The following is a 25,114-nucleotide window of genomic DNA, read 5'->3' on the forward strand; positions in this document are numbered from 1 at the left end:
GTTGCATTGACTTCGGGATACAAGCTGGGCGGCTAGTACATATACTTCGCCAACCAAGACAAACAGGCTGCCAGCGGCCTGTTTTTTCTTTCTGGATTTTTGGGAGGTAACTTGTTATGTTATACATCAATATAGTACAAGCCGATATATTCACATCAAGAGCAGACTAAACCAAGCAGGAGAATTTTTATGAACTTTATTCGTAACCTTATCCATAAAGCAGATCGGAGCAGCATGTATGTCGTATTGCTTAGCTGCACCGGCATCGGTATTTTTCTGTATATGAACAAGTGGTCTTATCTCCATCTATCCTCTGACGAATGGGTAATGGTATACACGATGCTTGGTGCGGCGCTGATTTTGGATTATTTCACGTTTCAAATTCCGCCCAAAGGCAATCAGCAATCCATGGACTCTTCCGTGTACCTCGCCTCTATCTTCATGTTTGGTGGTGCATTCAGTCTGTCTGTACTGCTGCCTGTTTCCCTCATTCTGTTAATCAAGGATCGCAAACTCACCTGGTGGAAACATATCGTCAATTTCAGCATTTACAGCCTCATGATTGCTGGAGCGGCTTATGTATTTACTTGGACTGGAGGAATTCCGGGAGCACTGGATGGATATAACCTGCTGCCCTATTTTGCGGCACTTGCAGCCTACTTCATCATTAATACAATCACGCTTGGCCTGTTTTTTCATTTCTCAACAAAGGATGCATTACAGCAGATGAAGCGTGTGTTCGTTACTGAATCGCTGCTCGTCTATTTATGTACATTGATTTTGGCGCTCGTGCTGACCATTCTCGTTGTGCATAACGGCGTTCTCGGTCTGCTGCTCTACCTCAGTCTTAGCATTCTGCTATCACATGCGTTCAAACAGCTGTTTGTGATGTATCAGAGTATTGAGGAAAAGGCGAATACGGATCAACGTACAGGTTTGTTTAACCATAGTCATTTTGAAAGTATGCTGGAGACCGAGCTTGGTAACGCCCGTTCTCAGGGAACCCCGCTTTCACTGGGACTCATCGATATTGATGATTTCAAAAAGTATAACGACCGCTTCGGTCATCTCCAGGGTGACAGCCTGCTGGCTCTTCTCGGAGATTTCCTCAGTCGGAAGACGGAAGGCACTTCGGTCACCGCCTTTCGTTATGGCGGAGAAGAGTTCACCCTGCTCATGCCAGGCATGGACCTGGACGAGGCTTATGCTTTCATGAACAAGCTGCGCAAGCAGCTGAACGACACACCTTTTGAAGGGGTTGAAGTCTTTCCGCACGGTTGTCTCTCCTTCTCCGCAGGTGTTGCGCGTTATGAAGTCGATATGTACAACAAGTCACAACTTGTGGATCAGGCGGATAAAGCACTGTATTATGCCAAAAAGCAAGGCAAAAACAATGTGCATCGCCACGGTAGTAATGATGGCATGGAGCAAGAGATTGATCTGGTGCAGGATGTGCGTGACATTGAGCAACAGCTCAACTTGTTCAGGTATAAGGATATGGATACATTCAAACATTCCAAACGCGTATATAAGTATGCTCTTGATATAAGTGAGTTGCTGGAACTAGATAATGTGGAGAAGCGGAATTTTGTACTGGGCGCACTGATTCATGACATCGGAAAGCTCGAAATTCCATGGTCCATCTTGAATAAGAAAGAAAAACTTACCGCTGAAGAATGGGAAACGATCAAGGGCCATGTCACCTGGGGCAAAAAAATGGCCATGACGAACGAGCGTTTTGCCGATCTCATTCCCTATATTGAATTGCATCATGAACGATATGACGGGGCAGGCTACCCTTATGGTCTGAAAGGCTGTGAGATTCCACGGTTGTGCCGGATGCTCACGGTGATTGATTCCTTTGACGCAATGACGACAGAGCGACCGTATCAGGAAACGAAAAATGTCGATGAAGCAATCAAGGAACTACAGATGTGCTCCGGTTCTCAGTTTGATCCCGAGCTAGCCGAGCTGTTCATCCGATATATTCAGAAACGAGCGGTGCAGCAACAACTTGTGTAACACCCACAGAATTCCCCCTTACAAAGCCAAAAGCGCTACCCCCGGCCTAATCGGGGATAGCGCCATTTTCATGTTCATCATGGAATGAATCATGCACGAGATTACTTCATTCTTGTGCAGATTCTGCGTTATCGAGTGGTATTCATCTCATGTGAAGTTTGATGCAGCTCTTTAATCATCTGCTGCAAAAACATGTTATCCTGACGACTGATTCCGTGCTGATTGTCTTGAAGAAGCATTTGATGAATGTTCTTCTTGAGCAACTCGCTGCGACGTTCCAATACCTCTTGATTCATGTTGTTGCGTTCACTCCTTAACATCTTTTGTAATGAATTTCTGTTCTATATAAGTATAGAGGACCTTCTCCAATAGGGAAAATGGATACAGCCCCGCTCATCTGTACTCACCAAGGCTCACCCTGCGTGACATAATTTCACCACATGTTGTTCTTAGATATCCTTCTAAATGCTCCCTTATCCACCCGAGGTTCCCCCGAAGAAAGCCAGACTAGGGTCTGAAGCAAGCATGCGTTATAATGGTGCCAGCCCTTGAAACGGATACATATAAATGGACCTTATCTCAAAGGAGTTCTGTATTCATGTCATACAAACAGATTAAATGGATGATTCTGCTGGTCCCCACATTCACGGTTGGTCTCTGGGAATACATCCGTCACCAATTCCTAATGCCCTACCTTTCCATGGATGCGGGCAACTGGCTTACCCCACTTATCCTGTACCTCATAAGTGTCACCTTGCTAAGTCGCTTATTTAAGATGCTGGAAAGTGCCAGGGCTGCTCTGGAGCAGGAGCGTGCTTCCAAAGTGGCACTCGAAGCTCGGGATCAACTGGCCCGAGAGCTTCACGATGGCATCTCGCAGTCTCTTTTTCTCCTGTCGGTAAAAACAGACAAGGCCGAGCGCAGTTTGGCTGGAAGTGGTCACGAGAATGAAATTCAGGAAATACGCAAAACCGTACATGAGGTCAACGCTTACGTAAGGCAGGCCATCGCCCAGCTCCGCTACGTCCCTGGACAAGCGGCAGTACCGGAGGGAACTTCCCTATTGTCACAGGTGGAATTACTTATAGAGGAGACGGTTCCTTCGGCGCGTCTGGAATGGGATCTCGACAGCACCTTCTTCTCCCCAAAGGAGCAGGTAGAGCTGCTCGCCTGCATTCGGGAAGCACTGCTTAATGTACGTAAACATGCCCGGGCCACAGATATTCGGGTGATTGCAGAAGGAGCCCCTTTTGTCTGGTCCATCTTCGTTCAGGATAATGGTGTTGGTGTGAGCGGGGATCCACTGCATCTGAAGGATCGGTACGGCTTGCGAATTACGAAGGAACGTGCAGCTCAGATGGGCTGGTCTTTCGCTCTTGATTCAAGGCCAGGTTACACTCGAATAACCATTGGAAAGGGGCATGCTTAATATGGAACTTGTACGGGTATTGGTTGTCGATGATCACGCGCATGCGCGTGAGGCGATCTGCAGTATTTTATCCGAGGACAGCCTGTTTGAAGTTATTGGTACCGCTTCGACTGGACTGGAGGCGCTGGAGCTTACCGGGCAATGGATGCCCGATCTTATTCTGATGGACGTGCAGATGCCGGATATGGATGGGCTGGAAGCCACCCGCCAGATCAAACTGCGCTTTCCTTATGTCATTATCGTCATGGTTACTGTATCGGATGATGTCACGTACCTGTTCGAAGCGCTGAAGCAAGGGGCTCAAGGATATTTGCTCAAAAATCTGTCTCCGTCCACTTGGCTTGAATACCTTCGCGCCATCGTCAGTGATGATGCACCCCTGAGCAAGGAACTTGCCTATCGAATCCTTCAGGAGTTCCCCGCACCTCGCACGGAAGATGTACCCGATAATCCACTGACTACGCGGGAGCTTGAGATCCTGCAATGGGTATCTGCGGGATATACTAACCGTGAGATTGCCGACCAACTTGGCATTTCGGACCAGACAGTGAAGAATCATCTGAAGAATATTTTACAGAAACTGCATCTCGAAAATCGTGTGCAATTAACCCGCTATGCATTGGAAAGCGGACTGGCAGGCCGTAAGCTGCGTAAATAGCGGCACATTCATGTTTTTGTCACAATTCCATGGATCATTTCGTTTTTTTATAGCCCAATGTAGTCATACAGTGTTATTTTGGACAAAGTTATAATGGTATAGATTGTGCTCGGTTAACAAAGAATGACTTACAATTCTAGACCTAAGGGTGATGATTTTTTGATTTTGAGTAGGTTCACCATGAAATTGGGCAAACGGCACTGGGCACTTATGGTCGCCCTGATGTTATTGTGTTGCCTTGTTATGCCACAATGGGCATCCGCCCATGCTTATATTGTGCAGGCCTCACCAGGTGAAAATGAACTTGTTGCGACAGCACCTGAACGCCTGACTCTGGAGTTCAACGAGTCTTTACAGACGGCCTTTTTTGATATTAAAATCACCGGACCTGACGGAACACAGGCAGATGACGGCAATGTGCATGTCGACGAGAACCGTCCTCATATTCTGGAGACCGGACTGCGGACCGGACTTGGAAATGGAACCTACGCCGTGAATTGGAAGGCCGTGTCTGCTGATGGTCACCCCATTCAAGGGGCCTATGTGTTTCATATTGGGGAACCATCTGGCGCTCCTGCTGGTCTCGCTGATTTAACCTCAGGTTCAGGCCAGGTTGGCGGACCGTTAAAATGGATTTTGTCGCTGACAGACTGGATTCAATATCTGGGATTGTCTGTGATTCTGGGCACACTTGCTTTCCTGCTGTTCCGAATTGCACCAGCTTCCATGGCGAGAGAACCACTGGAAGTGCCAAGGAGCTACAAGTTGTTATGGATCAGTTATGGCGCCGCTTCTGTTGCCGCTCTGATCAGTCTGCCCCTGAACACGTTGTATGAATCAGGCGTCTCCATCGGGGAGTTCAGCTGGGCACTGATGGGCAGTGCACTCAAATTGACGTCATTTGGGCAGATCTGGATGGTACAGATGCTTATTGTGATGCTGCTGGCGGTTACCATCCTCTCCGGATATGACCGGGATCGCTCGCTGCGTATCCGTATCTGGTCATCATACGGATCACTGGTCCTCGTTCTTGGCTGGTTGTTCACCCATGCCATGACAGGACATCCAGCTGCAGCAGAACATCGCGCGCTCGCCATTGCAATGGACTTCGTTCATCTGATCGGAGCCGCTTTCTGGATCGGCGCTCTAACTGCCATGGCTGCGTGTCTGCCTCCGCTCGCGGATAAACTGCCTTCCACGGTGCGAGGTGAGGTCTACTGGACGGCGATCCGACGATTTACAGCTTGGGGCATCGGCGCTGTTGCTGCTCTCGTCGCTACGGGGATATACAGCAGCCTGATCATTTTGCCTGCACCTATTCTTACGTCTTTGTTCACAACGGCGTATGGTATCGTGCTTATCGCTAAAGTTGTCTTGCTTGTGGTGATGCTTCTATTGGCCTGGCGTCATGCCAGAATGGCACGTGCAAGCAGCGGCAACCGACTGGCTGGCAGCCTGAAGGCCGAACTGATTGCTGGAGCCGTCGTGCTTGCGTTGGCCGCCGTGCTGACACACCTGTCTCCCGGACAACCGGCAGCCGTAGGACCCTATAAAGAAGTGCAGACTACGGATGACGGGACTACAATTACGCTTCAAGTAAGTCCCAATCGTACCGGAGAGAACCAGTTCAAGGTCGACGTGAAGAAACCGGACGGCACTACAGTTAACGATCTGGAACAGATCACACTGTCACTGACCCACCTGGATATGGATATGGGCATTTACGAGATCACGATTCCGAAAAATGATACTGGCGTGTACGAAGCAGAAGAATATATCTCCATGCCAGGACGCTGGAACATCAAGGTTCATCTGCTAACCCGATCTCTGGATTCGCTGGATACCGAATTTGAGATCGACACTGCTAATCCGTAGGTATAAACCGATTCAGATTTGAAACGCGACTCAATCTAAAATCAGTGTCTCAATAAGCTGCAATTGTAGTGAAGGGGACGAAATCGATTCTGGAAAAGTGTAACGTTCGCTAAAAGCTTTCTTCAAGAAAGCTGCTTCGGAAGCATACGCTATTCCCGGATTTTCACTTATAAAGTGAATCAAAAAAATCTGGGAATAACAGCGATTGAAAGAACGATTCGTAACCGGAACGGTGACTTTGCAGCACATCAGGCACTTATTTTAGAAAATGGGCCGAAACATAAATGATAAGATTTGAGAGGGGTAAATTATTTTGAAAAAAACATCATGGACTTCCAAACTGACATCCAGCCTCACTGCTGGAGCCGCTGCGCTGATGCTGTTCGCGGGATTCGCCAGCGCACACGTTACCGTTAACCCAACCGTAGCACAAACAGGTGCATGGCAGACGTATAGCATCAAGATTCCATCCGAAAAAGAGCTGCCTACCACCAAAATCACGCTGAAAGTACCGCAAGGCGTTGCATTCAAGCAATACCAACCACTGGCAGGCTGGAAAATCACTACCGAAAAAAATGATTCCAATGAAGTAACATCAATCACTTGGGAAGTGGACGGAGATAACGAAGGAATTCTGGCTGGTCAATTCCAGCAGTTCAACTTCGTAGCACAGAATCCGGATGCTGAAACGGAAGTAGCTTGGGATGCGTTCCAGTATTATAGCGATGGCAGCATCGTGGAATGGACAGGCGGACCAAGTGACAGCAACCCGCACAGTATTACGGCAATCAGCCAAGATCCTGCTGCTGCAGGTAATGCTGCTGCAGGCGGAGGACATGATAGTGCAGGCACAGCCGACAATGCTGGCCATGATGATAAAGCAGCAACGGGCGATGATAAGAAGGCAAACGACGATACCACACTGGGTGACGCGCTGAACGACACCGTTACTGGTGAGCCAAACAACACGGATTCAGACCCAGGCACATTGAAGCTGCAACAGGCAACACTGATCGTATCCATTCTGGCGTTGATCCTGTCCTTCCTGGGTATTGCTCTGGCAACACGCCGCAAAAAACGTTAAGAGTTAAGATGCAGTCTTGTATGTAGACAAAAAAGAAAGGAGCCTTTGGCATACGGGATCTTTCCCGATGTACCGAGGCTCCTTTTTGATATCTGTATGCATACGCCAACTTCGATTTCAAAATCATGCTTACATTCACTGGTTAAGAGCAGCGTCCCTTACGACTCTTTCCTACCGTCCCTGATCCGTCTGGATCATGATTTCAATATATTGCAGCAAGCTCTTCTTCTGTTGTTCAATCGACTGTATTCGTCCAGACAGACCCGCGAAAAACGCTTCGATCTGCTGCCTTGTATAATCGGCCGATTGTCCCTTCCAATCGTCGAGACGGCTGTATAGGCTTCTTGCCTCCAGCTCATCTGCCTGGAGACGGGCAAGCAGCTGGGTCAATTCTTTTTCAGCAATCCGAAGATCATTCAGCTCTACCAGCAATTGTCCGCTCACTCGTGTTCCCTCCCTTATGTAAGTGCCAATCGCCAGGCCCTTCACGCAAAATTCTATTTAAAACTGACCTGACTCTCATCTGCCTGACGGAATGCTTCCGCCTTCTCTTCGATAAAGTTCAGGAATTGACTCGTATGCTTCATATGCCATGTGCTCAATTCGTTAATAGACGCATCCAGATGAGTGACGATAGGCTCAAGTCTGCGACTACGGCTGGAATGCAGGTATTGCGCCATTCGGCTCCGTACCGTATTCAACTCTGCATTACACTGTTGTGCATTTTGCTTCCACCGGGCAGCGACACTTTTGAGTTCTTCGGGCGTTACCTGAATCAGGCCAGATGCTCCTGCTGCTGCGGCCATACCTCTTGCAAGGTTGCCTGCTTGCCCACCCAGGTTCCGCATGAATGCTGCGAGATCAGACAGGACATTGGATGGCTGACGTGGTGAATAACTGATTTGCTCGCCTGTAACCGGATCGTATAGATCGTTGGAAATATAGCCATTCTCGAATTTGTACTGTTTCAAACCGTGATACTCTTCACCACCAAAGGTGTTACTGATTTTATCGAACATGCCCATGTCATCATTCATATCCTTGTAGTTGGAATTGATGTAATACATGGAACCTACATGACGATCATATCCACCAAAAAATCCGCTGGTTACAAAATCTCCGGGATGTCCGTAGTTAATGATTTGGCTATCAAACCCACCCTCTTCAGCCTTTCGTTTTGCCTCTGGCGTGAGGCTGGAAATCACGGATGGCGCACTGAACGTCACCGCGGAAAGTCCCGTGTATGCGGCCGCATACTGGGCATTGCCCCCTCCAAGCGAATGCCCTGTCAGCGAAAAATCCAAATCCTTATATTTTTTCTGCATATCTTTGGCGTAATCTTCCGCTTCATACATTTGGTTGGGACCCAGCCCGATTGTCTTATCCAGCTTTTTGTCCAGTTCTCCCACAGCATTCTCGACTTTAGTGATTCCGGTCACATCTCTTACCTTCTGAATTCCATTAGCTAACCAATCTGGTGTAAGGTCAGTACTTTGTTCGATTTTTCTGCCAAGCTCAGGCAAACCGATTTGAGCATCCGCGTAATAATCAGGGGCGCTGCGATCCAATGATGCACTTCCCTCGGTGCCCCGATATGCGATAACCGCCTGTTTGGTCTCAGGATTGTAGAAGGTCACCGCATCAAAACCCGATTTTTTATTTCCATGAGTGTCCTCAAGAACTTGCCATCCGGGAAGATTGTCAAACTCAATACCTGATTTCAGATTCTCGTAAGCTAATTCAGACATCTTGTTGTATGTTTCATCATCAATTTTTGGTGATTTACTCACAACCGTTGCACCTCCAAGAAAATCAATCCTGAATTATGATTTATTTGTTAAACGGATCATACCCCTTAGCTATAATTGCTTCCTTAATTGCTGGACTCATGCCAAAGTTTTTGATTTTTTTATCCTCATAGTCGTACGAGATCGTAAATTCTTGCTCTTCATGTTCAACCACATGCCCTTCCATAGCAATAGAATCAAGCGCCATCTCAGGTAACAGCTCTTTATTTGTGATCACGACATCCAGTTCATATTTATTTTTCAGATATTTTACGGCTTCCGCTTCGGCTTCTTTAAAATAGGCCTGTTTTTCGCTTTCCTTCATGTTCTGACACCCTCCCAAAATGAAAGTAGATAGTATGGTCAAAAAAAATATACATGCGAGTCGTCGCTTCAACCTCATATCAATCACCTTTTCTTTATCATTAAATATATTCGTATACCCACTCTTTTCTTCTGTTATCTGCATCATAGTACAAAATCAACATGATGACATCGGCTGTTGGCATCGTTTTTATGTAACTTTGTTCCTAAATGATTCCAATAGAGCATTCGGGTGTACATTACCCAATTCAACTGTTTTTGCATCATTTCTCTATTTATCATTTGCCCAGACAAAAAAAGAGCCTGCTCCAGAGAGCGGCCCTAATCTTGCCATTATCAATGAGTTACTCCAATACCATCCGCAGGGCGGTCAGTGCAATCCCGATTATAAATCCGGTAACAGCCCCGTTAATCCGAATCCACTGCAGATCCTGTCCTACTTTATCCTCAATCAAGGAGATCAATGAGGCATTGTCCATTTTGTCCACGTTTTCGCGCACGAGGTTGCCGATTTTGGAATGGTTTTTCTCCAGCAGCGTCGTTACACCTTCCACAATCTTGGCATTCAATCCTGCCAATAAAGCATCGTCTGACCGCAAATCAGACAACACCCGCTCAATCGCAGGTAAAGCAAACGTCTCCACATATTGACCATCTTCCATCGCAGCGAGCGCCTTATCCCTCAATTCTATGAGTTTGTTCAGCACGGTTTCCTCTGCGTTCCATCCATCCAGCATGTTGTTTTTCCAGCCGTTGACTCCATCCTGCACACTTTCACTCATCGCCAGCCGGATAGCCTGGGTTCGCAACAGATCGAGCACTTTGTAACGAAGAGCGCTGCCCTCCCGCTTCATGTCCTCCACCCGGTCAAATAGATATCCTTGCAAAATGCTGCCCAGACGCTCCTCGTTCAGGTAACCCATGAACGCATTCATCGCAAATTGCATTAATCCATTCATCTGGATGCCACTGATTGCCTTTAGGCCGCTTTCACCCAAAAACATGATCGTCTCCGGCTTCACCAGCCATTCCTCTGCCTGCTTCAGACCATAGTCCAGTGCTTTGGCATCATATCCACGCTCACTCATCTGGATCGAAGCACGTTCCAGAATCGGACCCAGGTCGAAGGCTCCCGCCTGTGATTTGATCTCGGCCGCAACCAATGGAGCAATCTGCTCTAACGGCAGGCCTGCGAGGATACGTTTGCAGAGCGTATCGATCATGGTTTTGACTCCATCATTGTGAAGTTCCCTTGTCATGGTATCCAGAACGATTTCTGCCGCCTTGAAGCCCGCAATTTTCTCGGTGATGCTATCCTTGTTCAGCAAGTTGTTTTCCACCGCGGAGACAAGGCCTTCAGTCAATTTGTCCCGATTTTTGGGCAGCAAAGCCGTATGGGGAATCGGAATACCCAGTGGATGACGGAACAACGCTGTTACGGCGAACCAGTCCGCAAGTCCACCTACCAATCCTGCTTCAAATGACCCTACCAGCAGTTTGCCTACTACACCGCCCTGAAACGGCAATGATGCGGCAAATCCCGCTCCCATAACAACGAGAGACCAAGCTGCTGCTTTTTTGGTTTGTTTAGGTTTAGCCATTGTATTCTTACTCCTTTATCGTTAATCACACGGGTTCAATAACACCCAACTTTCCCGTGCTCCTCTGTTCTTCATGTGATCCCTTCCATAGGAAAGCTTCGGTTTCCATATTTCGTATACTTCATCTTATCACCCGTAAGCGTCAAAACCAAACCTCTGGCTGGCGAAAAAGGATAAAAGAGGGGTTTTTCCTATCGAAATGGTCGTATTCTTTTCCATTACCAAAAAGGTTTTAGTATAATCAATACAGACGGCCCTCCATTTAGGATTGGCCGGCGGTCAACAGGGTAATTACATAATGGAATAATGAATGAATCAGAGGAGGAATTTCGGACCATGAAACACGTGCAGGACACAACGACACTTTATAACGGAGTCAAAATGCCTTGGCTGGGTTTTGGTGTATTCAAAGTTAAAGATGGAGAAGAAGTGGTTGATGCCGTCAAAACGGCCATTCAAGCAGGTTATCGCAGTATCGATACAGCAAAAGCGTATAACAACGAAACGGGTGTAGCTCAGGGTATTCGTGAATCCGGAATCGCCCGCGAGGATCTGTTCATTACCACCAAAGTGTGGAATGGGGACCAAGGTTACGAATCCACACTGGCGGCTTTTGAAGCAAGCATGGAACGACTCGAACTGGAATATCTGGATCTCTATCTAATCCACTGGCCTGTTAAAGGCAAGTACAAGGATACCTGGAGAGCGCTGGAGAAGCTGCATAAGGAAGGACGCATCCGCGCCATTGGGGTGAGTAACTTCCAGATTCACCATCTGGAGGACCTGATGACCGATGCCACCATTAAACCTGCTGTGAATCAGGTGGAACTGCATCCGCTGTTGATCCAAACGGAGCTAAGGGAGTATTGCAGCAAACATCAGATCCAGATTGAAGCCTGGTCTCCACTGGGTCAGGGACATTTGCTAGAGCATCCGCTTCTTCAGGACATCGCTGCCAAATACAGCAAGTCACCGGCACAGGTCATTCTGCGTTGGGATCTGCAAAATGGCATTGTGACCATACCTAAATCCGTTACACCACAGCGCATCCGCGATAATGCGGACCTGTATGACTTTGAGTTGACCACGGAAGAAATCGAGCGCATCAATCAATTGAACGAGAATAAGCGCTTTGGTTCCGATCCGGACAATTTTAACTTCTAACCTCAATATATAATCAAGCTAGAAAACATCAAAAAATCCCGATCTGGATGCACACGCACCTGGATCGGGATTTTGCTTGTTCATTTATGGTTATATTAGCCTTTGGAAACCAGTTTAAAATCATCAAAATGGAAACCTGGTGCTACAACACACGTTACCAGTACAGGCTCATCACCCAGCGGACGCGCGGTTTGCCATACTCCGGCTGGAACGAGTACCTGCGGCGATTGCCCCGCAGCAATATCCATACCCAACACGAGCACTTCTTCATTTTCGGGGTTTTCCCCGTTGCCGCCCAATTTCAATTCTACTGGACTGCCGCTATGCCACAACCAAAGCTCATCGGACAAAACGGTATGCCATTCCGAGACTTCATGGGAGTGCAGCAGGAAGTACGTCGAACTTGCCGAGAATCGAGGGCCTGAGTATGTATCCGGCAGTACGGATTGTGGAATTTGGTACGATGCCTTCCATTCTTCCTTATACCAACCGCCTTCAACGTGCGGCTGCATATTCAATGCAGCAACGAGTGGCGATAATTCATGTGTCGTCATATTCTGTTTCCTTCCTTCCAAATCGAATTGGAGACACCCCTATCCAGAGGTTAGTCTCACTCCCCCTACTGTAAAACATGAATAGACTTTTGTCACCTTTACAGCATATATAAGCTTGCCGAAAATCATTCCACCCGTATGCTATTCATTTCGTCTGGTCGGACCCCTATTCAAATGATAGCGTTTACAACAAACTGGATTTTCCGTTATGATATGGATATTAACCGTAAATCAGCTGGCGCAGAGGGGAGACGTGTTATGAGTGTTATAGAGGATCGGATTGGACCCAAATATCGAATTGGCGAGAGTTCATTCACCATTGAACACATGAGCAGACACGAAGGGAACGCCATGCCACAGCCTCACGCCCACCCTTTTTATGAACTGTATTATCTTCTTGAAGGAGAACGCGTCTATTCCATGAATGGTCAGCTTCTTACTGCCCGCAAAGGTGATTTGATCCTGATCAATCCCCATGATGTACATACGACGTCCAAAGGAAGTATTCCCGGCTTTGAACGAATCCTGATCGGATTCTCGCCTTCTTTTGCCACCGGGATGGAGCTTGGAATATGTGGTCTGCTTCCCTTCGATCGTTCAAGGCTGCTGCACTTTCCTGATGCGGAACAGCCCGAGATCGAACGAATGCTATGGCAGATGCTGCAAGAATGCAGGGAGCGCCGACCTCATTATGACATCGTGGTGAGAAGCCTGCTTGCCCAGATCCTGATTCAGATCCACCGGGTTGAAGAAGATACTCGGCAATCCTCTCCGGTCCCGCATCATCCCATGCAGGATAAGATCAGTGAGATCGTCACTTATGTGAACAATCATTATACCGAGCCCCTTACGTTGGAAGAGGCCGCAGCGCGATTTTATATCAGTCCATCCTATTTGAGCCGGATGTTCAGCCGTTTTACCGGATTTCGCTTCAGTGAATATTTACGTGTTACCCGGGTTCGGGAGGCACAGAGACGTTTACTCTCCACTCAGGAACGGGTGCAAATGATTGCGGAGAAGGTAGGATTTGAGCATACAGCCCATTTTAATAAAACGTTTAAACAGGTGACCGGGACCACGCCGCTTCGCTATCGCAAAGAACATCGATAGATCTTGGAAGCGACTGGCGAAGCCGGACACCTGTCATATGACACCCTATCATGACACCGCGCGCCAGGAGATGCCCGCGGTGATATGCTAAGCGTATACTAAGTCGAACCCTTCTTACCTGCGGATAATTACACCACTTCTTACCTCAGGACCAATGGAGATTTGGCGTCCCTCTGTATCTGCATCACTTTCCCGGCATACGATTCCTGCCGATTCATGTCCTGTCACCATCAGAAGCCGACCGTCCGCGCCTACACCCTCAATCGCTTCCAATTCCGCACCCTTACACTGATGCAAATGAATTAACGATCCTTCGGTAATATGTGCGTTCATTTCGGCGATTCGCAGGTGCTTCGCATGAGCGCATTGCACCCCATTACGAGCCGTCACCGTATATCCCTGAATGACCAGACCATCCAGAGGCATTTCCGGCAGTCCACTCACCAATAACGCGGTTTCCGCTCCTGCACAGACCACATCCGATATCCGAATATCCCGGAACACCGGAGTCTGCTCACTGACCTCCTGAGTCAAGTCGCTACCACGAGCGGAACCCTCCTGATTGGCATAGAAAAAGGAAAACGAAATAGCTTCCATAATGATATCTTTCATATAAATGCGCTCCACCTGAATATCTTCAACGACCCCGCCGCGCCCACGCGCGCTTTTGAAGCGAAGCCCAATATCCGTTCCAATAAACGTACAGTCCGAGACCCGGACATGCCGCACACCACCAGACATTTCACTGCCAATGACAAAACCGCCATGACCGTGATACACGGTGCAATTGCGGATCGTAATATATTCCGAGGGCAGACCGAGTTCACGTCCTTCTGCATCCTTGCCGGATTTCAGGCAGATCGCATCATCACCAACATCGAATACACTCTGCTCCACAACGACATGACGGCAGGATTCGATGTCCAGCCCATCACCATTCTGAGAAAACCATGGATTCCGCACACTCACGTTACGAATCGTGACATGCTCGGATGCCCAGGGGTGCAGATTCCATGCAGGCGAGTTCTGGAACGTCGGTCCGTCCAAAAGCACTCGTTTACATTGACGCAAGCTGACCATGTTAGGACGCAAAAAGTCTCTGACTTCGTCATAAGCAGCCACATCACACACTTGCTCCAGATGCAGACGATTCGCAATCGCACCGCCTTCAAGAGCAGAAGTCGAGGGCCACCAAATGGCTTCGTCTCCGCCAGTATGCTCCACCACACCGCCCGAAGAAACCAGTCGATTCCACTGCGAGGCCGTCATCTTGGATCGTTTCACCGGACGCCATGCCTCTCCACCGCCATCCCAAATCCCCTCACCCGTGATCGCAATATCCTCCAACTGCTCACCATCAATAGGCGACTGACACCGCACTGCCTGCCAACCTTTGAAGCTGGACGCAATCAGGGGATATTGATCGAAATTACGGCTGAACGTAACCAGAGCACCCGCCTGAACATGAAGCTCAATTCGACTGCGGAGAACAATCGGACCCGTTAACCAAACACCCGCTGGAATGACAATTCGGCCACCGCCCGCTTCTGCACAAGCTGCTATAGCCAGTCGAAACATCTCGGTATTATCGGTCAAGCCATCCCCTACCGCACCATAATCCGTAATCTGAAAATCACGTGCAGGGATGACAGGTAAACTCACTTCATAAGCCTTCGTATGGGATTCAACACCTTCTCCTGTACCCAGTGGGGAGTAATATGTATTCATCGTTCAGAACATCCTCTCTACCTATAATTGGATCGGACTGTTTTTAATATTGCATTACTTACTGGAAAGCGCATTCTCGCTCCATCATATCAATGCCATAGGGCATAAGGTTGAGCTTTTTTGCCATGTACGATTCAGAATTTGATGTTATTTGTTTTTATGATCAGAGTCATAAAGTAAACATCCCTTCCAGTATACTCTATACATCTATTCCAATGGTTGTAAAACAACTAGGAGAATGGATTCATTTTTCTATCAGGATTCGTCACAAAGAGGTTAGAAATATAACAAATATATAACATAATTACTGGCTATAGCCCTATAAAACCCATTACTTATGTCATGTTTTATCACAAACCAATTGCCTTTAGCAGGATGAGTATGTATGATTAAATAACTAGTTTCAATTTATTCCTTATTATTCCTTTTACAAACAGACGTTGCAGAAAGGATGGGGTCTCTTGATTGAATTTAGGGGTGTCCAAAAACATTTTGGCCATTTTCATGTCCTCAAAGATATTCATCTTCACATTGAAGAAGGAGAAGTCGTTGTCATTATCGGCCCTTCCGGCTCAGGCAAAAGTACATTGCTCCGCTGCATCAATCGTCTAGAGACGATTACCGAAGGTGAACTTGTCGTCAGTGGTGTCCCTTTACATCAGAAAAAGGTGGACATCAACCTCTTCCGCCGTGACATCGGCATGGTATTTCAACACTTCAATCTCTACCCTCACAAAAAAGTCATCGATAACATTACCCTTGCACCCATGAAGGTGCGTAAACAGCCCAAAGCACAGGCAGCCTCTACGGCAATGAAGTATCTTACCCGGGTAGGCATTGCCGACAAGGCAGACAGTTACCCTTCCCAATTGTCCGGTGGACAACAGCAGCGTGTAGCCATTGCAAGAGGTCTTGCTATGGAACCCAAAATCATGCTTTTTGACGAACCCACCTCTGCACTGGACCCCGAAATGATCGGGGAAGTCCTGGATGTCATGCGGTCTCTTGCCCATAACGGGATGACAATGGTCGTTGTTACACATGAGATGGGATTTGCCCGCGAGGTCGCAGACCGAGTCATCTTTATGGATGAAGGCCGAATTGTGGAAGAAGCCTCCGCCGCTGAATTTTTCGACAACCCGAGAGAAGAACGGGCCAAGCAATTCCTGAGTCGTCTGATTCACCACTGAGAATAATCCATTTTGAAAGGGGTCTTTACCAAATGAAAAATGTATTAAAGTGGCCGTCGTTTATGCTTGTTTTGATTCTATCCCTTGTATTGTCCGGTTGTAGCACCGGAGAGGAAAGTAGCAACAGCGGTGGTTCTGGTGAGAGTACCGAAGCCAAAGGCACGATTGAACAGATTAAAGAGCGTGGCAAGCTCATTGCCGGCGTGAAATACGACACCAAATTGTTCGGTTTGAAGGACCCCGCAAGTGGCGAAGTCGAAGGATTCGATATTGATATCGCCAAAGCACTCGCCAAACAGATTCTTGGAGACGAAACGAAGGTAGAACTGAAGGAAGTAACATCCAAAACGCGCATTCCGATGCTGCAAAACGGCGACATTGATCTCATCATCGCAACGATGACGATTACGGATGAACGCAAGGAACAGGTGGATTTCAGCGATGTCTATTTTGAAGCCGGGCAGTCCCTGCTTGTGAAAAACGACAGCGCAATTACAGGTCTCGAAAGTCTCAGCGGTGTGAAGGTACTTGCCGTCAAAGGCTCGACTTCTGCGCAAAACATTCGCGAAAAAGCCCCGGACGCCGAGGTGCTGGAATTCGATAACTATCAGGATGCCTTCACAGCCCTCAAAGCGGGTAAAGGCGAAGCTCTGACGACCGATAACATCATCCTGATCGGCATGCAGCAGACGGATAACAACTACAAGCTGGTTGGTGGCAATTTCACAAGCGAACCTTACGGCATAGCAATTCGCAAAGGCGACACAGCCTTCGTCGAAGAAGTAAACAGCCTGCTCAAAAACCTGAAGGACAGCGGTGAATATGATACGTTGCACGAGAAATGGCTGGGCAGCAAGCCAGAGTAACCCCGATTAATGATGGTTAAGCGGCGACTTCGCCTGTGATATGCAATGCATGAGCAGGACGTAATCGCCGCTTCTACATCTGGAGAACGGAGGCTTCGCCTACATGGGCAAATTGGACTTCAGCGTACTGATCAAACATTCGGATCGATTTCTGGAAGGGTTCCTCAACACCATTCAGGTGAGCATCATGGCCTTGATTGGCAGCTTTATTCTGGGTGCAATCATGGCTATTTTTCGGATATCCCCCATCAAACCACTCAACTGGATCGGCACGGCTTTTGTAGAGTTTATCCGTAACATCCCGCTGCTGCTCGTCGTGTTTTTCTTCTATCTCGGATTGCCGGCACTCGGCATTTCACTGGATGGATTCATCTCGGGTACACTCGGTCTGACCATCTATACGGCTGCTTTCATTGCCGAAGCGATTCGAGCGGGTATTCAGACGGTCCCTCGCGGGCAGTTAGAGGCTGCGAGATCTTCCGGTCTGTCCTACGTACAGGCCATGAACCTGATCATTTTGCCACAAGCGATCAAGATTGTATTGCCGTCCCTTGGCAACCAGTTTATCAATCTGGTCAAAAACTCATCCATCCTAGCGGTCGTGGCTGGCATGGATCTGATGTATTTTGCCGATCTGATCAACTCGGATACGTTCCTGCCGCTCAGCGTCTACACCATTGTTGCGCTGTTCTACCTGGTGTTGACCTTACCGCTCAGCTTCCTGGTTCACTATATGGAGCGCCGTTTCGGACAAAGTGATGCGGATGCCAGCCGTGCCAAAGGCAAACCAAAAAAGAACAAACCAACGGGTCAGGTCACCATGTAAAACAGACATCCTTTCTAAATCTTGTCCTACTCACAGAAGGAGGCCGATGATCTATGGACTTTAGCGGGGCCTACGCCTGGCCCAACCTTCGTTTCCTGCTGCACGGATTCCTGATCACCCTGCAAGTGGCAGGGTTATCGATTGTATTCAGCTTTGTACTCGGTACGGTGCTTGGTACCGTTCGATACACCCGAATTCCGGTCCTGTCACAGATTGTGGCCGTCATCGTGGATACGATCCGCAATCTGCCGCTGCTGCTGATCATTTTCTTCATTCATATCGTACTTCCCCAGCTCGGGATCAAAATGTCCGTCTTCTGGTCTACGGTTGTTGGACTAAGTCTGTTCGAAGGCGCCATGATCGCAGAGATTGTCCGCAGCGGACTCAAATCGATTGAACGCGGTCAGGTGGAAGCCGCCCGTTCCTCCGGCCTAAGCTATATGCAGACACTTGGCGGCATCATCATGCCTCAAGCTTTGCGGCGCATGTCGCCACCGATGGTGAGTCAGTTCATCTCCTTACTGAAGGATACTTCACTGGCGATCATTATCTCTCTGCCGGAATTGATGCACAATGTGCAGATCCTCGGGGGTCAAAGCTTCGATTATGTCATCCCTGCCCTGCTGCTCGCAGCCGTATTGTACTTCGTCATCAACTACACGTTGTCCATTGTGGCACGGCGGCTTGAAGCACGAATGACTTGATGATCGGATGACCGATGCTTCCATTACAACCCAAAGACTCCAGCCCACTTCAATAGTGGTTTTGGAGTCTTCTTTGGATTTCATGATAGTCTGCTCGCACAGGAATCATTCCTCAAATCGCTGCTCCGTTACGGCGTAGTTCCTTTTGCAGCACCGCTACCGGTAGCTCCAACGGATCTAGCTTCATCTGAACAGCTAAAGCGGCTGCTGTTCCCGCCGCCTGCCCCGTAGCCATGCAGCTTGGAGTCAGCCTTGTCGTTGCGTGGGCCTCATGTGTGGTGGAGATGCAACGTCCTGCCGCCAGCAGATTGCGAATATTTCGGGAAATCAAAGAGCGGTACGGAATATCGTATGCTCCGTCTCCTTCTATAAAAGCCGCTACGACGCCTTGACCAGAGGGATCATGAATATCAATCGGATAGCCACTTCTGGCGATTACATCGTCAAACTTTCGCCCTGCAACCACATCCGCCTTGGTCAATGCATAGTGTCCGATGATTCGCCTGGATTCACGGATACCAATCTGTGGTGCTACCGCTGAGATCGAAGCCCGCTCGAATCCAGGCACGTCACGCTGCAGAAACTCAGCGATCATCAGCACCTGCTTCCTGCCTTCCTGTTCAGCAGAGGTCAGATCCTCTGCATCCGTAGCATCCAACCCCTGTACCCGGGTACAGTTAATCAATACTTCATCTTCAGCCGGTCCGGTAAAAAACAATACCTGATCACGGTTAATCGGTACACCTGCTTTTTTCCATTGGGAATAGAAGCCGCTCACCCCGGTTAACGGAATACTGTCCAGTTCGGAGAAAGGGGTTTTGGCATAGAAATCCTCCGGGTGCTCCTGCATGTATTGTTTTACTCGTCCAAGGTCCACACCACGCATCCGGAATTTCATGGTCATCGGCTGTGACTGGTGATCGCCATCTCGCCCCTTCGCAACAGAAGCGCCCGCAAGATAAGCCGCATCCGCATCACCGCTGGCATCCACAAACACGTTCGCTTGGAGGTCCATTCGCCCAGATTTGTTTGTCAGGCGTACCGCTTCTACCCGATCATCCACCATAACTACTTCATCCACGAAGCTGTGCAATAACAACCGGACACCCGCCTCCTGCAGCATCTCCGCCGCAACCACTTGATAGATCGCAGGATGGTAGGGCGTAACGGTATGCACAAATCCAACCGTATCCCGAAGATGCCCCGGAGAGCCGCCGCGCGCCTGCAGTCGGTCAACGATTTCCTGGGCGATACCCCGAATCACCTGTTCACCACTCTCCGTATGGAAGGTCATCCAAGGGTAGACCATGGCGGCAGTCGACATTCCACCAACGAACCCGTACCGCTCCACCAGCACTGTTCGAACACCTTGTCGTCCAGCAGCAATGGCTGCTGCTATTCCCGCCGGACCTCCTCCCACAATAACCACATTCGCTTCTTCCTTTTTCATACTCATACTTATCCGTTCACTCAAGTTATCACTCCTTCCGTTCTATTACATGGACTACTCTTTCAGTCCTGTCATAGCAACTCCCTCAATGAAGCGCCGTTGTGCCAGGAAAAAGACAATCAGCAGTGGCAGGGTCGCCATGACGGTGGCACTCATCAGATATTGCCAGGCTGTACCCACTTCATCCGTGAACAAGGATAACCCAAGCGGCAGCGTCATCAGTTCTCGCGAGTTAATGAAAATCAACGGATCAAAAAACTCATTCCAGATCGTCACAAAAGTAAAGATCGTCAGCGTAGCCATACCGGGCTTGGCAATCGGAAGCATAATACGAGCATAGATCCGGAAGCGGTTGCAGCCGTCAATCATCGCCGCTTCTTCCAGCTCGGTGGGTACCGTAATGAAGAACTGCCTCATCACAAAGATGCCAAACACACCGCCCGCCCCAAAGATCGGCAGTAAAATCAGCGGAAGATGTGTATCAATCCACCCCAGCTGCCGCATGAACAGAAACATCGGGATTGCCGTCACCTCATGGGGAATCATCATCGCACTCAGCAGGATGAGAAATACCACATTACGTCCCTTGAACGGAATTTTGGCAAATGCGTACCCGGCAAGAGATGCAAAAAACACCGTACCCAGCACAACCACAGCAGCAATATATACACTGTTAAAATAAAAACGATGAAACGGAATCAATCGAAAGACATCGATGTAGTTCTGAAATCGGAAGGTATCCGGTATCCACTGTGGTGGATAGGTAAATATGCTCTGAGGTTCCTTGAATGACGTCGATATCATCCAGATAAATGGAACAAGCATGATCAGCGAGATCAGTGTCAGCAACAAATACGTCCCAAGGGCACTCCATGTCTTACGAACCGAAGGATTAGGCATCGCCTTCATTGAACACCCACCTCTTTCGAAGCTGCCATTGCAGCAGTGTCAGAATTAGCACGATAAAAAACAGCACATAGGCAAGCGAAGAGGCGTAGCCGAACTGAAATAATTTGAATGCTTTTTCCCAGATGTAATAGACCAATACCTTCGTGCTGTTGCTCGGCCCTCCCTGTGTCATGACGTAGATCTGTCCAAACACCTTAAGCGAGCCAATCACGGTCATGACCATGGTTAGAAACACCGTTGGCGTAATCATGGGCAGCGTGACGTGAAAGAAAGTCCCCCTTCTACCCGCGCCGTCCAGTGTTGCCGCTTCGTAAAGTGAACGCGGCACCTGCTGAATGGCTGCAATGAACAGCACCATATTCAGCCCCACATTTTTCAGTACACTCGTCACAATAACCGCAGGCAGCGCCAGATCCTGATTGTAGAGCCAGGCCGGACCCTTGATGCCTATCATTAACAGAAGCTGATTGATCAGTCCCGACTCTGTCGCATACATCAGCTTCCACACGATGGACCATACAATTAGCGAGGTCATGACCGGAACGAAGATGGCTGTTCGAAAAATTCCGATACCGCGCAAACTTCTGGATAGCAGCAACGCGAGCAGTAGAGCAAGCACAATGTTAAGCGGCACAAGCCCCGCAGTGAAATAGACCGTATTGGCAAGCACCTTCCAGAACATGGCGTCTGTCATCACATTCCGGTAATTCTCCAGTCCAATAAAATGATGATCCCCCAGCAGCGGCCAGTCGGTCAGGCTCATGTATAGCGCGAGACCCATGGGAAACAGCAGCAGCAGGGTAAACCCGAGCACCATTGGTGATACGAATAGCCATCCCGCGATCTGGGCCTCTCTGGCGAGCGGACCTCTTCCTGTACGCTTGCGTGAATGGGTCACAGTCAGGCCCTCCTTTATATCAAATTTCTTCCCTCTAGTCTGAACGGTTCAAAGTGTCCACCGCATTACGGAAGGCGTTAACAGCCCTTCGCAGCTGCTCCTCCGCTCTGCCCGTTACGACCGCTCCAAGCATGATCGCCTTGACTCCGGTATCGTGCAGCACCCGAACATCCTCCGGCACCAGCTTACGCTGAGAAGGAACCAATACCGGAATTTGCGCCTGTAAGACCAGACGGCGATACTTGAGCACGTCCGCAAAGCTTAGCGGTGTACCATATTCATTCCCAGGCACAATGGATGCCTCCAGGGCGGTGAAGCCGTAATGAGCGGCTGACGTTACGAGGGAAGGTTCATATTCGTCATTGATCGCAAATGTGGGGTCCAACCCCAGGTCATCCAGCATGAAGGACGGCAAGTGATGTGCATAGATGGAATAGAAGTCAAAACCCAGCCCGGAGAGGCGCTCCACGTCCTCCCTCCGTGCTCCATCTATACTACCGGATGGTACGACCCCAAGCGGGCCGCCAAACTCGTTACGGATCGCCTGAAAAACTTCGGCATAGTTGTCCAGTGGACCAAAATGATTCCCGCTGGCGCGATGACCGACATTATAATGCACCTTCAGTGCATCAGCGCCCTCTTCAATTGCTGCCCGGGCCAAAGATAGATCGTTCTCGGGTAAGCTGACCACAAGTGACAGGGATTTCCGATCAAGCAATTCCTTGAATTTGCCCATCATGCTCACCTCCTGTTTCTATAAGATTATTTATTGTTGCAGCACGCTTTGGACCTCTTCCTGCATTTGCTTCAGATTATCCTCGGGTGTCGCTGAACGGGCGAACAGTCGGTCAAATCCCTGCAACACCGCATTGTCGATATCCTGCCAACGGATATGACCTGGAATCAAGCGCGCTTTTGGCATTTCATTAATCACCGCTTGCACAATATGCTCCTTGCTCGGATTATTCGGCTGATTAATGAACGCATCGGAGTTCAGCACAGAGGTACGCGGAGGCACAAAGTAGGTGGCCGTCGCCTGAATGCCCTGCTCACTGGCAAAATACTTCAACAGCTTCTTGGTTTCCTCCGGATGTTTGCTGTCATTGAACATGGCATATCCAGCCTGCCCCAGCATCGGTACGCTGCCTTGTGAGCCGGAAGGCATGGGAGCGATACTCCATTCAAAATCCGTAATTTCTCTTGCTTTGGAAACATAGCTGTAGTTATCGAAGAACATGCCCACATTGCCAGCATCGAAACTGACCTGCTCGCCTGCTTTTGGATGCGATTCATCGGTAAACATCATGCGCTCCAGCAGTTCAAAGGTCTGTACGCCATAAGCATCGTTCCAGGTGAACTTCGTCATACCTTCGTCGAATGGACCACTGCCATTGGACCAGGAATACGAGGAGAGCACAGCCCAGGTCTTCCAGTCGCGAAAAAAGTTAGCGCCATAGATCCGGTTGGTCGCATCCTTGCTAGTAATCGCCTTGGCAGAATTCTCGAACTGTTCCCATGTCCATTGCCCTTGGCTGGCAAGTGTATTCGGGTCGGTCAGGCCTGCTTTGTCGAACAGCGTTTTATTGTAGAACATGACCACCGGAGGTGTAGAAAAAGGAAGCCCCAGCAGCTGATCTCCATCACGGAACAAATCCAATGTGCTTGGTATATAATCATCCAGCTTGAACTGTGCATCGTCCTTGAACTCGGATACATCGGCCAGGATGTGATTGGATTTGAATTGTGGCACCATCCGCTCCGATACCCATGCGATATCCGGGAGAGAGCCGCCAGCGGCAAGCACCGAAATTTTTTGCTGATATTCCGCGAAAGGTACGGATTCCATCGTCACCTTGATGCCTGGATTTTCCTGCGTGAAGCCATCAATCAGATTGTTGTATACATCCATATGTGCCTGATTGCCCCACATCATGAATTTCAGCTCAACCTCTCCATTTTCCCCGGCTGTTTGTCCAGGATCACTTCCGGAATTGGAGCTTGTGCACCCGATTGAAGCAATCATCATGAGTAAGAGTATCAATATCAGTCCTGCTTTTTTCATGAAAATCCCCCTTATGGACTTAGTGGTATACATGTGCAACCAAAGTATAACGAAGGCAACGCCTGTTCATAAATCACGTCAATTACAGAAATGGTATGGTTTTTCAAGAACTACTGAATCGGTCACGATATTCCCCTGCTGTCGATCCCACCTGCTGCTTGAATACCAGCATGAAGTGCTTAGGACTCTGATGCCCGGATAACCTTGCAACATCATAGATTTTGAGCCCTGTGTTAACCAGCAGCCACTTGGCCCGTTCCATACGAGACTCAGCGATGTATTCGGAGTAATTGGTTCCTGTTTCGTTCTTGAACAGCTGGCTTAGATAGGTGGGGTTTAGATGAACCAGAGCTGCTATGGTCTGAAGTCGCAGATCCCCATCGGGGTGCTGCTTGATATGCTCCTTCACATCTCGGATAATCTTCCGCGTATCTCCGCCGGAGTGCTCTGCTTTCCCAGATGGCTCCGTGATTGGAAGGGTTGAAATGCCGTACCTGCGATCCAGCAGCAATTGAATTTTTTGGATGCATAATGCCAGTTCATGACGTTCAATCGGCTTCAGCAGATAGTTCAACACCCCGTATTCCATCGCCCTGCGTGCATATTCAAACTCCCCGTACCCGCTAATGATGATCATCAGCAGTTCAGGGTACATATCTCTTGCTTTGGATACCAGTGTCAGCCCGTCCATTTCACGCATGCGAATATCCGTGATCAACACATCCGGTACTTCACATCTCAGAAAATCCAGTGCCTCGGCTCCGCTCGAAGCTTCACCTGTTACCTGAAACTGAGGAGCCGCCTGTACAATCAGCTCTCTCAGTCCCTGACGGATGACCGTCTCATCCTCCACAAGCAATACTTTATACATGC

Annotated in this window: 24 protein-coding genes; 11 read left to right on the forward strand and 13 right to left on the reverse strand. The window is 48.8% G+C overall.

Annotation, left to right across the window (positions count from 1 at the left end):
- Positions 1-189 precede the first annotated feature (189 nt).
- Positions 190-2,022 carry a bifunctional diguanylate cyclase/phosphohydrolase gene (locus gpAD87_RS30485; RefSeq protein WP_064642711.1) on the forward strand — a complete coding sequence of 611 codons (1,833 nt, stop codon included), beginning with the start codon at positions 190-192 and terminating at the stop codon, positions 2,020-2,022.
- Between the two features lie 128 nt (positions 2,023-2,150).
- On the opposite strand, the gene gpAD87_RS32375 is transcribed toward gpAD87_RS30485, so the two are convergent.
- Positions 2,151-2,318: a hypothetical protein gene (locus gpAD87_RS32375; protein ID WP_162842449.1), complete on the reverse strand. Its 168-nt coding sequence runs from the start codon at positions 2,316-2,318 to the stop codon at positions 2,151-2,153.
- Between the two features lie 302 nt (positions 2,319-2,620).
- Between gpAD87_RS32375 and gpAD87_RS30490 the strand changes: the two genes are divergently transcribed.
- The 4 genes from gpAD87_RS30490 (at position 2,621) to gpAD87_RS30505 (ending at position 7,068) form a co-directional block, all read left to right on the forward strand.
- Positions 2,621-3,451: a sensor histidine kinase gene (locus gpAD87_RS30490; protein WP_064642713.1), complete on the forward strand. Its 831-nt coding sequence runs from the start codon at positions 2,621-2,623 to the stop codon at positions 3,449-3,451.
- Between the two features lies 1 nt (position 3,452).
- Positions 3,453-4,109: a response regulator gene (locus gpAD87_RS30495; RefSeq protein WP_063566261.1), complete on the forward strand. Its 657-nt coding sequence runs from the start codon at positions 3,453-3,455 to the stop codon at positions 4,107-4,109.
- A gap of 180 nt (positions 4,110-4,289) precedes the next feature.
- Entirely contained in the window at positions 4,290-5,984 is a 1,695-nt protein-coding gene (locus tag gpAD87_RS30500; RefSeq protein WP_197521570.1) for a copper resistance CopC/CopD family protein, read from the forward strand.
- A gap of 313 nt (positions 5,985-6,297) precedes the next feature.
- Complete coding sequence (locus tag gpAD87_RS30505) at positions 6,298-7,068, forward strand: YcnI family copper-binding membrane protein (RefSeq protein WP_231952955.1); 771 nt, start codon at positions 6,298-6,300, stop codon at positions 7,066-7,068.
- A gap of 171 nt (positions 7,069-7,239) precedes the next feature.
- Here the strand turns inward: gpAD87_RS30505 and gpAD87_RS30510 are convergent, their stop codons facing one another.
- The 4 genes from gpAD87_RS30510 to gpAD87_RS30525 form a co-directional block, all read right to left on the reverse strand.
- The gene (locus tag gpAD87_RS30510; RefSeq protein WP_064642717.1) at positions 7,240-7,512 is read right to left on the reverse strand and encodes a hypothetical protein; all 273 of its coding nucleotides are present in this window, start codon (positions 7,510-7,512) and stop codon (positions 7,240-7,242) included.
- A 53-nt stretch (positions 7,513-7,565) separates the two neighbouring features.
- Positions 7,566-8,816 (reverse strand): lipase family protein, encoded by a 1,251-nt coding sequence (locus gpAD87_RS30515; RefSeq protein ID WP_064642958.1) that lies wholly within the window; start codon positions 8,814-8,816, stop codon positions 7,566-7,568.
- A gap of 82 nt (positions 8,817-8,898) precedes the next feature.
- On the reverse strand, positions 8,899-9,180 hold the full coding sequence (locus gpAD87_RS30520; protein ID WP_063566264.1) for a hypothetical protein: 282 nt from the start codon (positions 9,178-9,180) through the stop codon (positions 8,899-8,901).
- A gap of 343 nt (positions 9,181-9,523) precedes the next feature.
- Positions 9,524-10,780 carry a DUF445 domain-containing protein gene (locus tag gpAD87_RS30525; RefSeq protein WP_064642718.1) on the reverse strand — a complete coding sequence of 419 codons (1,257 nt, stop codon included), beginning with the start codon at positions 10,778-10,780 and terminating at the stop codon, positions 9,524-9,526.
- Between the two features lie 336 nt (positions 10,781-11,116).
- On the opposite strand from gpAD87_RS30525, the gene gpAD87_RS30530 reads away from it, so the two are divergent.
- Complete coding sequence (locus tag gpAD87_RS30530) at positions 11,117-11,944, forward strand: aldo/keto reductase (protein ID WP_064642720.1); 828 nt, start codon at positions 11,117-11,119, stop codon at positions 11,942-11,944.
- A 95-nt stretch (positions 11,945-12,039) separates the two neighbouring features.
- On the opposite strand, the gene gpAD87_RS30535 is transcribed toward gpAD87_RS30530, so the two are convergent.
- Positions 12,040-12,498, reverse strand: coding sequence for a cupin domain-containing protein (locus gpAD87_RS30535; RefSeq protein ID WP_063566267.1), 459 nt, complete (start codon positions 12,496-12,498; stop codon positions 12,040-12,042).
- A gap of 258 nt (positions 12,499-12,756) precedes the next feature.
- On the opposite strand from gpAD87_RS30535, the gene gpAD87_RS30540 reads away from it, so the two are divergent.
- Positions 12,757-13,608 (forward strand): helix-turn-helix transcriptional regulator, encoded by an 852-nt coding sequence (locus gpAD87_RS30540; RefSeq protein WP_064642722.1) that lies wholly within the window; start codon positions 12,757-12,759, stop codon positions 13,606-13,608.
- A 114-nt stretch (positions 13,609-13,722) separates the two neighbouring features.
- Here gpAD87_RS30540 and gpAD87_RS30545 read toward each other — a convergent pair whose 3' ends face one another.
- The gene (locus gpAD87_RS30545) at positions 13,723-15,336 is read right to left on the reverse strand and encodes a glycoside hydrolase family 28 protein (RefSeq protein ID WP_064642724.1); all 1,614 of its coding nucleotides are present in this window, start codon (positions 15,334-15,336) and stop codon (positions 13,723-13,725) included.
- Positions 15,337-15,797: 461 nt separating this feature from the next.
- Here gpAD87_RS30545 and gpAD87_RS30550 point away from each other — a divergent pair, with 461 nt between their 5' ends.
- The 4 genes from gpAD87_RS30550 to gpAD87_RS30565 all read left to right on the forward strand — a co-directional run bounded on the left by gpAD87_RS30550 (position 15,798) and on the right by gpAD87_RS30565 (position 18,922).
- The gene (locus gpAD87_RS30550; RefSeq protein WP_076290684.1) at positions 15,798-16,526 is read left to right on the forward strand and encodes an amino acid ABC transporter ATP-binding protein; all 729 of its coding nucleotides are present in this window, start codon (positions 15,798-15,800) and stop codon (positions 16,524-16,526) included.
- A gap of 32 nt (positions 16,527-16,558) precedes the next feature.
- Positions 16,559-17,392: an ABC transporter substrate-binding protein gene (locus gpAD87_RS30555; RefSeq protein ID WP_064642728.1), complete on the forward strand. Its 834-nt coding sequence runs from the start codon at positions 16,559-16,561 to the stop codon at positions 17,390-17,392.
- A gap of 103 nt (positions 17,393-17,495) precedes the next feature.
- Positions 17,496-18,218, forward strand: a complete 723-nt coding sequence (locus gpAD87_RS30560) for an amino acid ABC transporter permease (protein WP_064642730.1) — start codon at positions 17,496-17,498, stop codon at positions 18,216-18,218.
- Between the two features lie 53 nt (positions 18,219-18,271).
- Positions 18,272-18,922: an amino acid ABC transporter permease gene (locus tag gpAD87_RS30565; RefSeq protein WP_063566273.1), complete on the forward strand. Its 651-nt coding sequence runs from the start codon at positions 18,272-18,274 to the stop codon at positions 18,920-18,922.
- A gap of 112 nt (positions 18,923-19,034) precedes the next feature.
- On the opposite strand, the gene gpAD87_RS30570 is transcribed toward gpAD87_RS30565, so the two are convergent.
- From gpAD87_RS30570 to gpAD87_RS30595, 6 genes are all read right to left on the reverse strand, one after another.
- On the reverse strand, positions 19,035-20,372 hold the full coding sequence (locus gpAD87_RS30570) for an FAD-dependent oxidoreductase (protein ID WP_064642960.1): 1,338 nt from the start codon (positions 20,370-20,372) through the stop codon (positions 19,035-19,037).
- Positions 20,373-20,426: 54 nt separating this feature from the next.
- Positions 20,427-21,281, reverse strand: coding sequence for a carbohydrate ABC transporter permease (locus tag gpAD87_RS30575; RefSeq protein ID WP_064642732.1), 855 nt, complete (start codon positions 21,279-21,281; stop codon positions 20,427-20,429).
- The gene (locus gpAD87_RS30580; protein WP_064642734.1) at positions 21,265-22,179 is read right to left on the reverse strand and encodes a carbohydrate ABC transporter permease; all 915 of its coding nucleotides are present in this window, start codon (positions 22,177-22,179) and stop codon (positions 21,265-21,267) included. The genes gpAD87_RS30575 and gpAD87_RS30580 overlap by 17 nt, the downstream gene beginning before the upstream one ends.
- A 34-nt stretch (positions 22,180-22,213) precedes the next feature.
- Positions 22,214-22,918 (reverse strand): hypothetical protein, encoded by a 705-nt coding sequence (locus tag gpAD87_RS30585; protein WP_064642736.1) that lies wholly within the window; start codon positions 22,916-22,918, stop codon positions 22,214-22,216.
- Between the two features lie 27 nt (positions 22,919-22,945).
- Positions 22,946-24,241 (reverse strand): ABC transporter substrate-binding protein, encoded by a 1,296-nt coding sequence (locus gpAD87_RS30590; protein WP_064642738.1) that lies wholly within the window; start codon positions 24,239-24,241, stop codon positions 22,946-22,948.
- A 103-nt stretch (positions 24,242-24,344) separates the two neighbouring features.
- Positions 24,345-25,112 (reverse strand): response regulator transcription factor, encoded by a 768-nt coding sequence (locus gpAD87_RS30595; protein ID WP_064642740.1) that lies wholly within the window; start codon positions 25,110-25,112, stop codon positions 24,345-24,347.
- Between the last annotated feature and the right edge of the window lie 2 nt (positions 25,113-25,114).

Origin of the sequence: Paenibacillus sp. AD87 (assembly GCF_001659845.1) — a bacterium.
Lineage (GTDB): Bacteria > Bacillota > Bacilli > Paenibacillales > Paenibacillaceae > Paenibacillus > Paenibacillus marchantiae.

Excerpts from the sequence above, each read along its gene's own strand:
- gpAD87_RS30525 (WP_064642718.1), bottom strand. The coding sequence starts at position 10,780 with ATGGCTAAACCTAAACAAACCAAAAAAGCAGCAGCTTGGTCTCTCGTT.
- gpAD87_RS30485 (WP_064642711.1), top strand. The coding sequence starts at position 190 with ATGAACTTTATTCGTAACCTTATCCATAAAGCAGATCGGAGCAGCATG.
- gpAD87_RS32375 (WP_162842449.1), bottom strand. The coding sequence starts at position 2,318 with ATGAATCAAGAGGTATTGGAACGTCGCAGCGAGTTGCTCAAGAAGAAC.
- gpAD87_RS30495 (WP_063566261.1), top strand. The coding sequence starts at position 3,453 with ATGGAACTTGTACGGGTATTGGTTGTCGATGATCACGCGCATGCGCGT.
- gpAD87_RS30585 (WP_064642736.1), bottom strand. The coding sequence starts at position 22,918 with ATGATGGGCAAATTCAAGGAATTGCTTGATCGGAAATCCCTGTCACTT.
- gpAD87_RS30540 (WP_064642722.1), top strand. The coding sequence starts at position 12,757 with ATGAGTGTTATAGAGGATCGGATTGGACCCAAATATCGAATTGGCGAG.
- gpAD87_RS30545 (WP_064642724.1), bottom strand. The coding sequence starts at position 15,336 with ATGAATACATATTACTCCCCACTGGGTACAGGAGAAGGTGTTGAATCC.
- gpAD87_RS30535 (WP_063566267.1), bottom strand. The coding sequence starts at position 12,498 with ATGACGACACATGAATTATCGCCACTCGTTGCTGCATTGAATATGCAG.
- gpAD87_RS30520 (WP_063566264.1), bottom strand. The coding sequence starts at position 9,180 with ATGAAGGAAAGCGAAAAACAGGCCTATTTTAAAGAAGCCGAAGCGGAA.
- gpAD87_RS30575 (WP_064642732.1), bottom strand. The coding sequence starts at position 21,281 with ATGAAGGCGATGCCTAATCCTTCGGTTCGTAAGACATGGAGTGCCCTT.
- gpAD87_RS30490 (WP_064642713.1), top strand. The coding sequence starts at position 2,621 with ATGTCATACAAACAGATTAAATGGATGATTCTGCTGGTCCCCACATTC.
- gpAD87_RS30565 (WP_063566273.1), top strand. The coding sequence starts at position 18,272 with ATGGACTTTAGCGGGGCCTACGCCTGGCCCAACCTTCGTTTCCTGCTG.
- gpAD87_RS30590 (WP_064642738.1), bottom strand. The coding sequence starts at position 24,241 with ATGAAAAAAGCAGGACTGATATTGATACTCTTACTCATGATGATTGCT.
- gpAD87_RS30500 (WP_197521570.1), top strand. The coding sequence starts at position 4,290 with ATGAAATTGGGCAAACGGCACTGGGCACTTATGGTCGCCCTGATGTTA.
- gpAD87_RS30530 (WP_064642720.1), top strand. The coding sequence starts at position 11,117 with ATGAAACACGTGCAGGACACAACGACACTTTATAACGGAGTCAAAATG.
- gpAD87_RS30555 (WP_064642728.1), top strand. The coding sequence starts at position 16,559 with ATGAAAAATGTATTAAAGTGGCCGTCGTTTATGCTTGTTTTGATTCTA.
- gpAD87_RS30515 (WP_064642958.1), bottom strand. The coding sequence starts at position 8,816 with ATGTCTGAATTAGCTTACGAGAATCTGAAATCAGGTATTGAGTTTGAC.
- gpAD87_RS30595 (WP_064642740.1), bottom strand. The coding sequence starts at position 25,112 with ATGTATAAAGTATTGCTTGTGGAGGATGAGACGGTCATCCGTCAGGGA.
- gpAD87_RS30560 (WP_064642730.1), top strand. The coding sequence starts at position 17,496 with ATGGGCAAATTGGACTTCAGCGTACTGATCAAACATTCGGATCGATTT.
- gpAD87_RS30570 (WP_064642960.1), bottom strand. The coding sequence starts at position 20,372 with ATGAAAAAGGAAGAAGCGAATGTGGTTATTGTGGGAGGAGGTCCGGCG.